A 16021-nucleotide genomic window follows, 5' to 3' on the forward strand; every position below is an offset into this window, starting at 1 on the left:
GACCATACTGAATTGCTTACTGTAGCGTCTACGACCATGCTTAGCGGCGCCGGCCTGAAGGTCGACGGGGCGGTTTCCAGTCGGCTCGCCGACGTGGTGGAGACGGCCAACACGCTGCAGCGACGCGGGTACGACGGATGCTGGACGGCCGAGGTGGCCCACGACCCCTTCCTCCCGCTGACGCTCGCCGCCGAGCACACCGACACCCTCGACCTCGGCACCAGCATCGCGGTCGCGTTCGCCCGAAACCCCATGACCGTGGCCAACATCGGCTGGGATCTGCAGGACTACTCGCGGGGCCGGCTGATCGTGGGTCTGGGTTCGCAGATCCGCCCGCACATCGAGAAGCGGTTCAGCATGCCGTGGAGCCAACCCGTGCGCCGCATGGGCGAATTCGTGCACGCGATGCGCGAGATCTGGACGTGCTGGCGAGACGGCTCGCGGTTGCAGTTCGAAGGCGACTTCTACACGCACAAGCTGATGACGCCGATGTTCACTCCCGAACCGCACGACTATGGGTTTCCGAAGGTGTTCATCGCCGCGGTGGGCGAGGCGATGACCGAGATGGCCGGTCAAGTCGCCGACGGCGTTCTGGCACACGCCTTCACCACCAAACGCTATTTCGAAGAGGTCACCATCCCGGCGCTCGAGCGCGGCATGGAACGCTCCGGTAGACAGCGCAGCGACTTTCAGGTGTCGTGTCCCATCTTCGTGGTGACCGGCGCGAACGAGCGCGAGGTCACCGACGCCGCCGTCGCCACCCGCAAGCAGATCGCCTTCTATGGGTCCACCCCGGCCTATCGCAAAGTGCTCGAGTTGCACGGGTGGGGAGACCTGCACGACGAACTGCACCGGCTCAGCCTGGCCGGCGAGTGGGACGCGATGGGAACGCTGATCGACAACGAGATCCTCGAGGCGTTCGCGGTCCTCGCCCCGATCGACAGGCTGGCCGCCAAGATTCGCGACCGATGCGATGGCGTGATCGACCGGGTCATGATCGGCTTCCCGCGCTCGATCGACGAAGCGACGATAGTGGCCGTGCTGGAGGAAGTACGCGCACATGACGGTTCGGCAGAGGAGTTCTTGTGAGCACACGGATCATGGACGAGGCGGCCAAGGTCTTCGCCACCCCGCAGGCCTATACCGATGAAGCCAAACTGCATGCGTCGCTGACGCATCTGCGGGCCAACGCGCCCATCTCGTGGGTCGACGTGCCCAACTACAACCCGTTCTGGGCGATCACCAAACACGCCGACATCATGGACATCGAGCGTGCCAACGATGTGTTCACCAACTCACCGCGGCCCGTGCTGACGACCGCCCAGGGCGACGAGCAACAGGCCGCGATCGGCGTCAAAACGTTGATCCACATGGACGATCCGCAGCACCGCGACTTCCGCGCGATCGGCGCGAACTGGTTCCGCCCGAAGGCCATGCGGGACTTGAAGGTGCGCATCGACGAGCTGGCAAAGCGGTTCGTCGACGGGATGATCGAGCGGGCGCCTGAGTGCGACTTCGTGCAGGAGGTCGCGGTGAATTACCCGCTGTACGTGATCATGTCGATGCTCGGAATTCCCGAATCCGATTTCCCAAGGATGTTGAAGTACACGCAGGAGCTATTCGGCGCCGACGACGCCGAACTGCAGCGCAGCGACTCACTTGAGGAGTCGATGGCGGTGCTGCTCGAGATGTTCGGCTACTTCAACGAATTGACCGCGGCGCGTCGCGCCAACCCGACCGAGGACCTCGCGTCTGCGATCGCCAACGCCACGATCAACGGCGAAACGCTGTCGGATATCGACACCGTCTCCTACTACCTCATCATCGCCACGGCCGGACACGACACGACCAGTGCGGTGATCTCCGGTGGTCTGCACGCACTCATCGAGCATTCCGACCAGCTCGACCGTCTGCGGGCGGACATGCACCTGATGCCGCTGGCGGCCGAGGAGATGATCCGCTGGGTCACGCCGGTCAAGGCCTTCATGCGTACGGCCGCCGAGGACACCACCGTTCGGGGCGTTCCCATCGCGGCGGGGGAATCGGTTCTGCTGTCTTATGTCTCGGGTAACCGTGACGAGGACGTGTTCGACGACCCCTTCCGCTTCGACATCACCCGCGACCCCAACAAGCACATCGCCTTCGGGTACGGTGTGCACTTCTGCCTAGGGGCGGCGTTGGCCCGCATGGAGGTGAACAGCTTCTTCAGCGAGCTGCTGCCCCGCTTGAAGGGCGTCGACCTGGCGGGCCGTCCCGAGCATGTGGCCACGACCTTCGTCGGCGGCCTCAAACACCTGCCGATCCGCTACTCATTGACGGCCTAGCAGGCGGCGCGGTTCACCACGATCGCGTTGGGTGTCACGGCGGTCAAACTCCAGCTCTGTGAGCAGAACCGAGCGCTCAGCAGCAGCGCGCACCCGGATCGGCGTCGGATGCAGCGTGCCGCACGCGCCAGTAGTCCCGTTCGGAGAGCACCGGTTCACCCGGATGGGTACGCGAGCGGTGCTCGACGTACCGCCGGTAGTGGGTATCGCCCATCAGGTCGCCGACGAATGTGCGCCAGTACGAACCGAACGTGCGTGCGCCTTCGGTAATGCGTCCCACTGCTTGGCCACCTCCTTCTCCGGTTTGGTCATGAACAGGCCCGACGGTGCGAAGATGCGCGACGGGACCGGTTCATCCTCCGTGGTCGGCAATGCCGTCCCCCGCAGCGTCCGGATCACCATGACCACACCGGCGACGAACACGATCAGCACCAGCAGTGCGAACACGATCGACAATGTGCCCTGGATGAACGTGTTGCGGATGACCGCGTCGAGTTCGCCGGCGTTCTTGGCGGCGCCGAACGTCGTCTCACCCGCGTCCTTGGCGTTGCGGTACTGGAAATGCTGTGTCCAGTAGCCGACCTTCGGATCGCCCGAGAAGATCTTCTGCCACGACGCCGTCATCGTCACCGTCAGATCCCAAAGCAGCGGAACCCCCGGTATCCAGGCCCATTTCAGTAGGCCCTTCTTCACTATCACCACGGTCACGACTGTCAGGGCGATCGCGGCCAGCAGCTGGTTGGCGATCCCGAACAACGGGAAGAGCGTGTTGATGCCGCCGAGCGGGTCGGTGACGCCCATCAACAGGATGCTGCCCCACGCCGCCACCACGATCAGGCTGCAGATCCACGCTCCCACACGCCAACTCGGGTCCTTCAGCTTGCGCAGCGGGCCTCCGAGGTTGCTCAGCCCGTCGGAGAGCATGAACCGAGCGACCCGGGTGCCCGCGTCGACGGTGGTGAGGATGAACAGCGCCTCGAACATGATCGCGAAGTGATACCAGAACGCCTTGAGCGCATCACCGCCGAACACCTTGCTCAGCACCTCGGACATGCCGAACGCCAATGTGGGCGCACCGCCGGTCCTCGACACGATCGACTCCTCACCGACGCTTTCGGCGGCTTGCGTGATCTGCTCGGCGGTGACCGGGGGACTGTCGATCGGCAGGCTGTTGACGTACGCCGCGGCGGTTTCAGCGGTGGCACCCGTCGAGGCCGCGGGCGCGTTGATCGCGAAGTACAGATGCTGATTGAGAATGGCCGCGGTGATCAACGCCATGATCGCGACGAACGACTCGGTGAGCATGCCGCCGTAGCCGATCAGCCGCATCTGGCCCTCCTTCTCCAGAAGCTTGGGGGTGGTGCCCGACGAGATCAGCGAATGAAAGCCCGACAGGGCGCCACACGCGATCGTGATGAACAGGAAGGGGAACAACGATCCCGCGAACACCGGACCGGTGCCCTGGGTGGCGAACGCCGAAATCGCCGGCGCCTCCATGATCGGGCGGGCGAGGACGATGCCGACCGCCAGCAGCGCGATGGTGCCGACCTTCATGAACGTCGACAGGTAGTCGCGTGGTGCGAGTAGGAACCACACCGGCAGCACTGAGGCGGCGAATCCGTAGATGATGAGGGCCCACGACAGGCTCACCTTTGACAGCGTGAACCAGTCGGTGCCCCAAGAGGTTTCGGCGACCCATCCGCCGGCGGCGACCGCGAGCAGCAGCAGCGCGACGCCGATCAGCGACACCTCCGACACCCGGCCCGGCCGAAGAAACCTCAGATACAGGCCCATGAAGATCGCGATCGGAATCGTCATGGCGATCGAGAAGACGCCCCACGGGCTCTCGGCGAGCGCGCCGACCACCACCAGGGCCAGCACCGCCAGCAGGATCACCATGATGACGAGCACGCCGAGGATGGCGGCGACACCGCCGATCGTCCCGAGCTCGTCACGGGCCATCTGTCCGAGCGAGCGGCCCCGCCGACGCGTCGAGATCGACAGCACGAGGTAGTCCTGGACGCAGCCGGCGACGACCGCGCCGATGATGATCCAGATGGTTCCCGGCAGGTAGCCCATCTGCATGGCGAGGACGGGTCCGACGAGCGGGCCGGCGCCGGCGATCGCGGCGAAGTGGTGCCCGAACAACACCCGCCGATCGGTCGGCATGTAGTCCGTGCCGTTCTCGAAAAGCTCGGCTGGAGTGGCGTTGTCGTCGCGCGGACGCACGATCTTCATCTCAATGAGCCGGGCGTAGAACCGGAAGCCGATCACATAGGTGCAGATTGCGGCGACGACAAACCACACGGCGTTGACGGTCTCTCCGCGGAAGAACGCGATCACCGCCCAGGCGATCGCGCCGAGTAGGGCGATGACGCCGAAGATGATCCGGTGCCGGACGGTGATCGGTGACCGGTCGACGATCGCCACCGGCGGCAGATCCTTCACGGTGCGGATGTAGGTGACGTCGCCTTCGGTTTCCGCTGTGCGCTCTGCGGGAGCGGTTGGGGATGCCATGTGGCGATCTTTTCATCGGCTGCGCCGGCGACGTGTCAAAACCGCGGGCTTCAGCTTCCGCGCTGGTAGAACGCCCGCACCGTGTCGATGGTGTCGGCTTCGGCGGGGCTCTTGTCGTCGCGGTACCGCAGCACCCTGGCGAATCGCAGGGCCATACCGCCGGGGTACCGCGTCGAAGTCTGCACGCCGTCGAAGGCGATCTCGACGACCTGCTCGGGCCGCAGCGGCACCACATAACCGTCGGTGGGGCCGTCGGCCAATTCGAGAAACCGCGCGGTCTGCCATTCGAGCATCGCGTCGCTCATGCCCTTGAAAGTCTTTCCTAGCATAACGAATTCACCCGTCTGTGAATCTCGTGCACCTAGGTGGATGTTCGACAGCTTGCCGGTGCGACGGCCCGAACCCCACTCGGCCGCCAGGACCACGAGGTCGAGGGTGTGCGCGGGTTTGACCTTGAGCCAGCCGGCTCCGCGTCTCCCCGCCTCGTACGGCGCGGTCAACGACTTCGCCATCACGCCCTCGTGACCCGCAGCCAGTGTCACTTCCAGGAACTCCTGCGCCTGTTCGACGTCGCCGGTGACGAGGCGGTCGACGCGGTGCAGCTTCGGAACGAGCGCATCGAGCACCTCGATGCGCTCGGCGGCCGGTTTGTCCAGGAGGTCGAGGCCGTCGACATGCAGAAGGTCGAACACGAAGACCGACAGCGGCTGGGCCGCCGCGGCAGCGGCGATGTCGGCGGAGCGACCGAAGCGAGACGCGGTGACCTGGAAGCGGTGCGGTCGCCGGTCGGGTTTGAGTGCGATCGCCTCGGCGTCGGCGATCACGGTCGTGACCGGCAGTGCCAGCGCGGCGTCGACGACCTCCGGGAGGCGTGCGGTCACGTCGTCGAGGCTGCGGGTGTAGATGGAAACCTCATCGCCTCGCCGATGCACCTGCACCCTGGCACCGTCCAGCTTCGCCTCGAAAACGGCTGTGCCGCCGAGACGTTCGAGTGCCTCGGCCACGCCGGTCGCCGTCTGCGCCAGCATCGGGCCGACCGGACGGCCGACCGTGAGCGTGAACCGCTCCAGTGCGGCCGCACCGATGGTCAGGGCGGCGGCCGCGACGGCGGGCAGGTCACCCCCGAGCATCGCCGCGCGGCGCACTGCGGCGGCCGGGAGGTCGGCGGCCTTGGCGACCGCATCTGCCATCACGCCGACGAGTGCGCCCTGGCGCAGCTCTCCGCCGAGCAGCCGGCGCAGAAACATCTGCTCTTCTGCGGTCGCGGTGCTGAACAGTCCGGCGAGCAGCTCGGCTCGCCGCGCTTGCGAACCCTTGCCCGCGACCTGTCCGATCTCGGTGAAGCGTGCGTGGACTTCCGGCACCGTCAGCGATGCCGACTCCGCCGGGGGCGGAAGCGAGCGCAAGGCGGCCCACCCGACGCCGATCTGCCGTTGCGGCAACTCGCCGGAGAGCCACGACACCACGACCGCGACCTGGTCGGCGTCGCCCTCCTCTCCGGCGCGGGCCAACACGTCGGCGATCCGGGCCGTCTTGGCCAGCCGCGACGAGGACGCACCGACCTCGGCCGACGCCGTGGCCACGTCGAGTAACTGCACGGGTTCAGCCTGTCACGCCGGTCGGACATCGCCGGTCAGGTGATTGGCGCGACCGACCGCGTTTGCACGCATTTCAGCGGCGTGTCGGTGGGCAACACGGTCGCTCGCGGCGGTAAGCGTCACGTGACCTGGAAGTCCACGCTGTGCCAGCCGGTGGCGCCGTCGGGGATCGGTTCGGCGATGTCGGCGGTCTGCACCGCGCAGGTGTTGTCGGTGGCGCGCACCGTGATGGTATGCCGTCCCGGCTGTGTGGTCTGCCACGGGAAACTCCACAGCCGCCAGGTCTCGTTCGAGTAGGCGGCGCCGAGTTCGGCCTGTTGCCAGTCGCCTTGACCGTCGGGGCCGTCGATGCGCACCTCGACGTTGCGCACCCCGCGGTTCTGCGCCCACGCCACACCGCCGAATGTCACGGCCCCGCGGGGTACCTCCTGACCGCTGCGCGGCACGTCGATTCGCGACTCGGTTTTGATCGGTCCGCGCGGCGACCACCCCAGACGCGTCCAGTAGGCCTCGGCGCGGTCGAATTGCGTCACCTCGAGGTCCACCACCCACTTCGTCGCCGAGACATACCCGTACAACCCGGGCACGACCAACCGGGCGGGGTAGCCGTGATCGGTCGGCAGCGGCTCGCCGTTCATGCCGATTGCCAGCAGCGCGCCGCGGTCGTCGGTGAGCGCCTCGACCGGAGTGCCCGCGGTGAACCCGTCGATCGACATCGACAGCACCATGTCCGCCTCGCGCTGAACTCCGGCTTGGGCCAACAGGTCTGAGACGCGATATCCCGTCCACGTGGCGTTGCCGATGAGATCACCGCCCACCGGGTTCGACACACACGTGAGCGTCACCAGTTTCTCGACCACGTCGAATCGGTCGAGATCATCGAAGCGCAAGGTGATTTCGCGATCCACCATGCCGTGGATGCGCAACTGCCAGTTCTCGCGGCTCAACTGCGGCACCTGCAGCGTGGTGTCGATGCGGTAGAAGTCGGCGTTGTTGGTGATGAACGACGGCAGCGCAACACCTTTCGGCTGCACCGTCGCCGGGACCGGGGGAGCGGCGACGTCGACCGGTGGCAGCGCGAAAGCCGTACGCTCACCGGAGACCGAGGTCGTCAGGCGGGACAGCACGACGCCGCCCACTCCGGTCAGCACGCCTGCCCCGAGGAAGCCCAGCGTGATCAACGACAGCCGTCGGCCGGGATCGGGTCCGTCGTCGGCGCCCGCGTGCTCGGCGTCGGTGAACCGCCCGGATGTCAGCAGTCGCAGCACCGCGACGCCGCACGCGGCGCCGACCACCGTCGGCAGGGTGTCCAACAGGGTCGCCCCCGCGCGCGAGAGGACCGCTGCGCACCCGGCGACACCGGCCGCGACGATCGCGATACTGCCGATCGGAAAGCGCCGCGTCTCCAGCGCCGCGGTGGCGGCGGCCACGACGGCGATCACCGCGAGCACGAGCATCGACAGGACCAGTTTGTCGGCCATGCCGAAGGTTTGGATCGCCCACTCCTTGACCGACCCGGGCGTCAGGTCGATGACCGTCGACCCGACTGCGGTACGCGAGTCGGCCTGCGGCCCGACGAAGACGGCGAGCAGTTGGGTCACGCCGAGCGCCACGGCGGCCGCGGCGATGCCGCCCATCGCCTTGGTGCTGCGCGACGTCATGCCGCTCAAAGTACTCACGTTGGCCACCCGACGGGCTTACCGAACGATGACGTCAGCTAGGTTGCTTTACGAATCGAGCTCTTTTTGGAAAGGGGAGACCCAGGTGGAGATTTCTGGCAAGAAGGCCATCGTCGTCGGCGGGGCTTCGGGCTTCGGTAAGGCGACGGCCGAGTTGCTGGCTGAACGCGGCGCCGACGTGGCGATTCTGGACCGCCCGCAGTCGAAGGGCAAGGAAGTGGCCGACGCGATCGGCGGCTCCTTCTTCGAGGTGGACGTCACCGACTTCGAGGGCACCGAGAAGGTGCTGCAGCAGGCGATCGACAAGCTCGGAGCGCTGCACATCATCGTGACGACGGCCGGCGGCGGCGCCGCCGAGCGCACCGTCAAGAAGGACGGCCCCCACAGCCTCGACACGTTCCGCAAGTGCGTCGACCTCAACCTCATCGGCACGTTCAACATCAGCAGGCTGGCCGGTTGGCAGATGAGCCAGCAGGATCTCGTCGACGACGAGCAGGAAGAGCGCGGCGTCATCATCAACACCGCCTCGATCGCGGCGTTCGAGGGCCAGATCGGGCAGGTCGCCTACACCGCGTCCAAGGCCGCGATCGCCGGGATGTGCCTGACGATGGCCCGAGACATGGGCAGCCTGGGCATCCGCGCGCTGGCGATCGCGCCGAGCCTGTTCGCCACCGGTCTGACCGAGGGCATCCCCGACGAGTTCGCCAAGGCGTTGACCAGGGATGCGGCTTTCCCGAAGCGGCTCGGCAAGCCGGAGGAGTACGCCAAACTGGTCGCCGCGATCGTCGAGAACCCGATGCTCAACGGCCAGTGCCTGCGCCTGGACGCCGGCCAGCGCTTCGCTCCCAAGTAGGCGAGGTGGTTTGTGCGTGCAGGAGTGCTCCGCGCTCCTGAACGTACACAAGTCGCCGACTTTGCACCGTGACACGATGACTGCATGCTCGACGATGCGCATCGGCTCCCGACACTGAGTGAGGACGACAAGAAAGCCCTGCAGCGGTGGGCGCGACAGCAGGGCCTGGGGACGACGGTCAGCGACGTCGAACCGTTGACCGGCGGCACCCAGAACATCGTGGTGAGGTTGCGGATCGACGACCGGCCCATGGTTCTTCGTCGGCCGCCGGCGCATCCGCGGCCGACGAGCGACAAGACGATGCTGCGCGAGATCGCGGCGTTGCGAACATTGGCGGGGACGCGGGTGCCGCACCCCGAATTCATCGCCGGCTGTGAGGATCTCAGCGTCCTCGGCGTCGTCTTCTACTTGATGGAAGTGGTCGACGGCTTCAACCCCGGTGACGACATGTCCGAGGCGTACGTGCGCGATCCGGCGATGCGCCATCAGGTGGGGCTGTCGTACGCTGCCAGCCTTGCCGCACTCGGGCAGGTCGAATGGGAGGGCAGTCCGCTCGCCGAACTCAAACGGCCCGGTTCCTTTCTGGAGCGCCAGGTTCCGCAGTTCCTCCGGTTGCTCGAGAGCTATCGGCACGACCGGTACGACCCCGAGTCGTTGGCCGTGACCGAACTCGCTGAGTGGTTGGTGTCGAACCTGCCGCCAGAGGGTCGGCCGGGTGTCCTGCACGGCGACCCGCATCTGAGCAACGTGCTGCTGCGCCGCGACAAGCCCGAGGTGGCGGCGTTCGTCGATTGGGAGATGTGCACGATCGGCGACCCGCTGCTCGACCTGGGGTGGATGCTCATCTGCTGGCCGCTGGAGACCAACACGATCACCGCGGGTGCACAGCTCGCCGCCCTCGGCGGACTGGCCACCCGTCGCGAGCTCCTCGAGGCGTACCTCGCCGCGGGGGGACGCGAGACATCAAGCCTTGATTGGTATGTGGCGATGGCGTGCTTCAAACTCGGCATCGTCATCGAGGGCACCTGGTCGCGGTTCCTGGTCGGTCAGGCGAGCCGGGACGCGGGTGAGCGGTTGCATGCCAACGCCCAGAACCTCATCGACCTCGGTAACCGGGTCATCAAGGGAGACAGCCCCTTCGAGCTCTAGGTGTAGGTGTCGACTGCCAGCTTGACGGCCAGCGCCACCCCGGCCGCGCCGATCACCACACGCAGCGGCCCCGCCGGCGCGTGCCGCACGACGACGGGGCCCAGGCGGGAGCCGACCAGGCAACCGAGACCCAGCACCAGCATCGCCCCCCAGTGCACCGGCGCCAGCAGTGCGAACACCACGGCTGCCACAAGATTCGCCACGCCCAGGATGACGTTCTTACCCGCGTTGGCCTCCGCGAGTGAGGCATGCCCCGTGCGCAGGAGTAGTGCAAGCAGCAACACCCCGGCGGCCGCGCCGAAGTAGCCGCCGTAAATGCAGATCAGGAACACGGCGGTCGCCTCGATGACCACCGCTGCACGACGACGCCCCGCGCTCGGTGCGTCGCGGGGAGCCCGACGGGGCAGCAGGATAGCGACCGACGCGACACCGAGCAGGATCGGCACGGATCTCTCGAAGCCCCCGGCGGGTGTGGTGAGCAGCAGCGCGGCGCCGGCCACGCCCCCGAACACCGCGATCGGAGCGGTTCGGCGGATCCACCGCCCTTGACCCTCCAGTTCTGGGCGAGACCCCAAAACCGATCCGATGCCGTTGAACACCAGTGCCACCGTGTTGGTCACGTTGGCGGTCACCGGAGGCAACCCGAAGAGCAGCAGCGCGGGATAGGTGGCCACCGAAGCAAGCCCGGCGATGCTGCCGGTGAGCCCGCCGAGAACGCCGGCGGCGAAGAGCAGGGCCCACGTCATCGAGGATCACGCTACGGCCAGGACGCGCCGGCAAGGACTCGAGGCGCTGTGACGTATCTCTATCAGCTCTCTATCAGCCCGGGCCGTCAGCATGCGGAGAATTTTTCTTTGCGGCCCGGTCGGCGGTTGTCTACGATCGGACGCGTGCCGAGGCGACTCGTAGTAGCAACCCGCAGCGGGGTCTGATCCTGACCGACCCCTCGCTGTGGGTCGTCGCTACGTAGTCGGTCACTTCACTTCGAAGAAGAAGACCGGCACATGACCTCTGCAACAGAATCCGCAACCAGCGCAGCACCGCAGTTCGCGTCATATCTGAACGCCCCGCCGCCCCGCGGCCTGCGCGAGGAGGCCTACGCGATGTCCTTCGAAACGTTTCTCGGCGAATACGCGCCGAGTTCGGGACCCCTGAGGTTGGGCAACTGGAGCTGCCTCGACGGGGACCGTCCCGCGACCCGGCTGGAGCCCCAGGCACGCAACTACCGGGCGACGCTCGCGATCGGAGACCGGATCTGCACGACGTCGGCCGCGGCGCCGGGCCCCGTCGCCGCGCTGACCTCGATGCTCTACGACCGCGGAATCTCGTTGGAGATGACCGCTTTTCACCAGGTGCCCGCAGGCGAGCGCACCGCCACCTTCATCCGCGGCTCGGACGGCCTGAAGTCCGAGTGGGCGATGGGGCTGTCCTTGGACCCGACGCAGTCGGCGCTGAGCGCGGTGATCGCGTGCGCGAACCGCCTACTGACGGTGTCGTGAGCGCTGACTGATCGCCCCTGGTCCGCGAAATTGCATTCCCGCAGGCCGTCACTCGACCTTTCGCTGCCGGAATGCAATTTCGCGGCAACGAGGATCAGTGCAGCGGGCGCAGCACGATGTGCATGCCGTCCTTGGGCACCGGCATGCCGCCGTAATCCCATTCGGTCGTGTAGTCGGGGCGGGGCAGTTCGAGCCGATACCTGCGCAGCAGTCGGTGCAGGATCGTCTTGACCTCCAGCTGGCCGAAGGTCATGCCGATGCACTTGTGCGCGCCGCCGCCGAAGGGGCTGAACGCGTAGCGATGCTGCTTGTGCTCGTTGCGCGGCTCGGTGAACCGCAACGGGTCGAACTTCATCGGGTCGGGGTAGAGCTCCTCCAGACGGTGGTTCATGCCCGGGTAAGCGATGACGTTGGTGCCCTTCGGCAGGTAGTAACCGAGCAACTCGGTGTCGCGGACGGTTTGACGCATGGCCCACTGCACCGGCGTGACCAGGCGAATGGACTCGTTCATCACCAGGTCCAGCGACTCCAGCTTCTCCAGCGACTCGATGTCGACGGGTCCGTCGCCGAGGCGGTCGGATTCGTCGCGGCATCGGTCCTGCCACTCTTGGTGTTTGGCGAGGTGGTAGATCATCGTCGTCGCCGTCGAGGTCGACGTGTCGTGCGCGGCCATCATCAGGAAGATCATGTGGTTGACGATGTCCTCGTCGGAGAACTTGTTGCCGTCCTCGTCCTCGGTGTGGCACAACACCGTCAGCAGGTCGGACCCGTCCTTGCCGCGGCGTTCCTTGACGCGCTCCTCGAAGTAGTTCTCCAGCAGTTTGCGGGCCTGCATGCCGCGCCACCAGGTGAACGGCGGAACCGGCTTGCGGATGATCGCATTGCCGGCACGTGTGGTCGTGGTGAAGGCCCTGTTCACCTTCGTGACCAACTCCTTGTCGGAGCCGGGCTCATGGCCCATGAACACCATCGAGGCGATGTCGAGGGTCAGCTCCTTCATCGCCGGGTACATCAGGAAACGGCCGTCGTTGGCCACCCAGTCATTGGCGATCACCTGGGAGACGACCTTGTCGACCTGTTCGGTGTATCCGACCAACCGAGAGCGAACGAACGCCTCCTGCATGATGCGGCGGTGGAACATGTGCTCCTCGAAGTCGAGAAGCATCAGGCCGCGATGAAAGAACGGTCCGATTACCGGAACCCAGCCCTGCTGGGAGAAGTCCTTGTTGCGGTTGGAGTAGACGGCCTGCGCGGCATCGGGCCCGAGCGCCGCAACGGCGGCCAGTGCCGGCGAGTCGGCGTAGTACAGCGGCCCGTACTTGCGGTAGACGTGCAGCAGGTAGTCGGGTCCGCCGCGGAACATCTCGATCATGTGCCCGATGATCGGGAGACCGGCGTCGCCGATCACCGGCTTGAGATCGCTGCCCGCAGGCGGCATGGCCATCGGTTTCTGCGGGAAATCCGTGTTGAGCAGCTTGCGCTCCACGATTCCCATGCCGGGAAAGTTGTTGAACGACGGGGTGAACCGGCGTTTGGCCTGGTCGAGCAGATAATCCGTCGTACTGATCGTCGCGGTCATTCACAAGCTCCTGGTGCAAAGGAATGTGGCCGTTGTCACTCTCACCCCCATCCTGGATGGCAGACTTGACGCATGTCAAGTTTTGTTCTGACGCGCTGCGGTGCGAAGGTCTAGAGCGATGAGCGCGCAACCAGCATCGCAAACGCGGCGCAGCCGCGGTGACCGGCAGCGTGACGCGATTCTCAACGCCGTGCGCGATCTGGTGCAGGAACAACCGTTCGCAGACCTGTCCGTCAGTGCCATCAGCGAGCACGCCGGCGTCGCCCGTTCCGGCTTCTACTTCTACTTCGACTCCAAGTACGCGGTGCTGGCCGAGATCCTGGCCGGCGCCGGCGAGATGCTCGACAGCCTCACCCACCATTTCGCTCCCCGTGAGCCGGGGGAGACACCGGAGGCGTTCGCGAAACGGATGGTCGGCAGCGCGGCGGCGGTGTATGCCAACGATGACCCGGTGCTGACGGCGTGTGCCGTGGCACGCAACACCGACGCCAAGATCCGCGAGATGATGGACGACTTCTACGACGGCATCATCGACAAGCTGATCACGCTGCTCGAGAACGACGCCGACGCGCGCCCGATCTCGGCCGACCTGCCCGCGCTCGTCCGGACACTTGCCGCGACGACGACGATGACGCTGACGCACGACAGCACGTTCGTCGGCCGCGGCATCGACCCGCGCCGGGCCGTCGACACCCTCGAGCGGTTGTGGGTGGCGGCGTTCTGGGGACACATGCAGCCATCCGACCAGCGCTAGGGTCGGGATCAGTATCCTCACCGCCATGGCGCACACCGGGTATGCGAACAAGCGTTGCTTTCTGACCGGGGCCGCCAGCGGCATCGGCCGAGCGACTGCGTTGAAGCTGGCCGCGGAAGGCGCCGAGCTCTATCTGACCGACCGCGACGCCGAAGGGTTGGAGAAGACCGTCGCCGAGGCGCGCTCCCTGGGTGCCGAAGTGGCCGAATACCGCGCCCTTGACATCTCCGACTACGAGGCGGTCGTCGCGTTCGCCGACGACATCCACTCCCGTCACCCCGCTATGGACATCGTGATGAACATCGCGGGGGTATCGGCGTGGGGCACCGTCTCGACGCTGACGCACCAACACTGGAAGTCGATGGTCGACATCAACCTGATGGGACCGATCCACGTCATCGAGGCGTTCGTGCCGCGGATGGTCGCGGCCGGCACGGGTGGCCACATCGTCAACGTGTCCTCGGCGGCCGGCCTGGTCGCGCTGCCCTGGCATGCGGCATACAGCGCGAGCAAGTACGGGCTGCGCGGGATGTCCGAGGTGCTGCGCTTCGATTTGGCCCGACACCGGATCGGTGTGTCGGTGGTGGTACCGGGGGCCGTGAAAACGCCTCTGGTGCAGACGGTTCAGATCGCGGGTGTCGACCGGGAGGATCCGCGGGTGAAGAAGTGGACCGGCCGCTTCAGCGGGCACGCGGTCTCACCCGAGCACGCCGCCGAGTGCATCCTCAAGGGCGTGCGGCGAAACCGATTCCTGATCTACACCTCACCCGACATCAGGGCGCTCTATCTCTTCAAGCGCACCATGTGGTGGCCGTACAGCGTCGCGATGCGCCAGGCGAACGTGTTGTTCACCAAGGCGCTGCGTCCCGCGTCGTAACGCGGTTAGCGCTTACCCCAGTCCCACGGGGGCATGGCGAGCATGCCGAGGCCCTCGACCCGTGTTTCGCCGAAGTCCTTGTACAGCGGGATCTCGACTGCGGCCGCCTCGCTCTGGGCGGCCTCGCCGACGGGAACGGTGTCGAGGTGTGCAAGCAGAGCCTCGGAATGGGTGACGACGACGACCTGCGTGGTGTTCGCCGCGGCGCGGATCAACGTTGCCAACGGGCCCACCAGGTCCGGGTGCAAGGACGTCTCCGGTTCGTTGAGCACCATCAGGGATGGGGGCCGCGTGCTCAGCAGCGCAGCGGCCCACAGAAGGAATCGCAGTGTGCCATCGGATAATTCGGCGGCGCGCAGCGGTCGCAGCATACCCGACTGATGTAGCTGCAGATCGAACAGTCCGTCGTGCACCGAGACGGTCACCGTGGCGCCGTCGAAGGCGTCGGCGATGGCCCGCTGGAGGTCATCGTGCCCGGCCTCGATGATGGTCTGGATCGCGGCGGCCAGGTCGCTGCCGTCGTCGGAGAGCACGGGCGTGCGGGTCCCGACGGTGCGCCGGCGTGAGGGTGCTGCGGCGTCGACGCGAAAGCCGTCGTAAAACCGCCAGTTGCGCAACCGGTCCCGTACCGCCGCAAGCTCGGGGTGCGCTCCGGGGTGGGCGTACTCGGCGAGCACACTGCGGTAAGCCGGAAGTGCCTGGGTCACCTTGTCGAATCCGCGCCCACTTTCGGCGCTCGCCTCGACGTAGTCGCGGGTCCGGCGCACCAGGGTCGAACTGTTGCGCATGACGGGGCCGGCGAACACCGCCTCGCGTTTGATCTCCGGATCGAGCGCGAACAGCGATTCAGGGCCGGCCATCTGAGGCAGACCCAGATCGACGAGGTAGCCGAAGTCGTCTGCGGCGAAACCCATTTCGAGTGACACCGGGCCGATCCGCGTCGTGCCTTGCACCCGTCCGGTCCGGCGTGCGTCACCGAGTTGCTCGGGGCCCGCCCACAGGACCGACTGCAGCCCACCCTCGCGGGCCAGCGATCCGATCACCCCCGCCGCAGTCGGCCAGCAGGCGCAACGCTCGATACAACGACGACTTACCCGTTCCGTTGGCGCCGGTGATGACCGTGAGCCGAGCGAGTGGCAGCACGATCTCGCGCAGCGAGCGATATCCGCGGATGGCGACGGTGCGCAACACC

At 66.5% G+C, this 16021-nt stretch carries 13 protein-coding genes and 1 pseudogene; 7 read left to right on the top strand and 7 right to left on the bottom strand.

The genetic code is table 11. The annotated features are described in order from the left end of the window. The first annotated feature begins 36 nt into the window (after positions 1-36). Complete coding sequence (locus tag AU193_RS08630) at positions 37-1089, top strand: LLM class F420-dependent oxidoreductase (protein WP_064421957.1); 1053 nt, start codon at positions 37-39, stop codon at positions 1087-1089. 11 nt (positions 1090-1100) lie between these two features. Then, entirely contained in the window at positions 1101-2324 is a 1224-nt protein-coding gene (locus AU193_RS08635; RefSeq protein WP_172798247.1) for a cytochrome P450, read from the top strand. A gap of 76 nt (positions 2325-2400) precedes the next feature. Here the strand turns inward: AU193_RS08635 and AU193_RS22775 are convergent, their stop codons facing one another. From AU193_RS22775 to AU193_RS08650, 4 genes are all read right to left on the bottom strand, one after another. Beyond that, positions 2401-2604, bottom strand: a complete 204-nt coding sequence (locus tag AU193_RS22775; protein WP_082682889.1) for a YbdD/YjiX family protein — start codon at positions 2602-2604, stop codon at positions 2401-2403. Then, complete coding sequence (locus AU193_RS08640; RefSeq protein ID WP_064421959.1) at positions 2538-4841, bottom strand: carbon starvation CstA family protein; 2304 nt, start codon at positions 4839-4841, stop codon at positions 2538-2540. Before AU193_RS08640 ends, AU193_RS22775 begins: the two co-directional genes overlap by 67 nt. A 50-nt stretch (positions 4842-4891) precedes the next feature. Then, positions 4892-6439 (bottom strand): ATP-dependent DNA ligase, encoded by a 1548-nt coding sequence (locus AU193_RS08645; protein WP_064421960.1) that lies wholly within the window; start codon positions 6437-6439, stop codon positions 4892-4894. 119 nt (positions 6440-6558) lie between these two features. Next, a complete protein-coding gene (locus tag AU193_RS08650) occupies positions 6559-8100 on the bottom strand; it encodes a molybdopterin-dependent oxidoreductase (RefSeq protein ID WP_064421961.1) in 1542 nt (513 codons plus the stop codon). A 103-nt stretch (positions 8101-8203) separates the two neighbouring features. Between AU193_RS08650 and AU193_RS08655 the strand changes: the two genes are divergently transcribed. Together AU193_RS08655 and AU193_RS08660 are read left to right on the top strand one after the other, a co-directional pair. After that, positions 8204-8971 carry an SDR family NAD(P)-dependent oxidoreductase gene (locus AU193_RS08655; RefSeq protein WP_064421962.1) on the top strand — a complete coding sequence of 256 codons (768 nt, stop codon included), beginning with the start codon at positions 8204-8206 and terminating at the stop codon, positions 8969-8971. An 84-nt stretch (positions 8972-9055) separates the two neighbouring features. Continuing rightward, positions 9056-10120 carry a phosphotransferase family protein gene (locus AU193_RS08660; protein WP_064421963.1) on the top strand — a complete coding sequence of 355 codons (1065 nt, stop codon included), beginning with the start codon at positions 9056-9058 and terminating at the stop codon, positions 10118-10120. Here the strand turns inward: AU193_RS08660 and AU193_RS08665 are convergent. Next, a complete protein-coding gene (locus tag AU193_RS08665) occupies positions 10117-10866 on the bottom strand; it encodes a sulfite exporter TauE/SafE family protein (protein ID WP_064421964.1) in 750 nt (249 codons plus the stop codon). The genes AU193_RS08660 and AU193_RS08665 overlap by 4 nt on opposite strands. Before the next feature lie 258 nt (positions 10867-11124). On the opposite strand from AU193_RS08665, the gene AU193_RS08670 reads away from it, so the two are divergent. Then, entirely contained in the window at positions 11125-11619 is a 495-nt protein-coding gene (locus AU193_RS08670) for a homocitrate synthase (RefSeq protein ID WP_172798246.1), read from the top strand. Positions 11620-11713: 94 nt separating this feature from the next. On the opposite strand, the gene AU193_RS08675 is transcribed toward AU193_RS08670, so the two are convergent. Further along, positions 11714-13198 (bottom strand): cytochrome P450, encoded by a 1485-nt coding sequence (locus tag AU193_RS08675; RefSeq protein WP_064421965.1) that lies wholly within the window; start codon positions 13196-13198, stop codon positions 11714-11716. A 118-nt stretch (positions 13199-13316) separates the two neighbouring features. Here AU193_RS08675 and AU193_RS08680 point away from each other — a divergent pair, with 118 nt between their 5' ends. After that, positions 13317-13952 carry a TetR/AcrR family transcriptional regulator gene (locus AU193_RS08680; protein ID WP_064421966.1) on the top strand — a complete coding sequence of 212 codons (636 nt, stop codon included), beginning with the start codon at positions 13317-13319 and terminating at the stop codon, positions 13950-13952. A 25-nt stretch (positions 13953-13977) separates the two neighbouring features. Continuing rightward, positions 13978-14829, top strand: a complete 852-nt coding sequence (locus AU193_RS08685; protein ID WP_064421967.1) for an SDR family oxidoreductase — start codon at positions 13978-13980, stop codon at positions 14827-14829. A 5-nt stretch (positions 14830-14834) separates the two neighbouring features. Here AU193_RS08685 and AU193_RS08690 read toward each other — a convergent pair. Next, positions 14835-16020 (bottom strand): annotated as a pseudogene (locus AU193_RS08690) (AAA family ATPase). Between the last annotated feature and the right edge of the window lies 1 nt (position 16021).

Source organism: Mycobacterium sp. GA-1285 (assembly GCF_001499905.1).
GTDB lineage: Bacteria > Actinomycetota > Actinomycetes > Mycobacteriales > Mycobacteriaceae > Mycobacterium.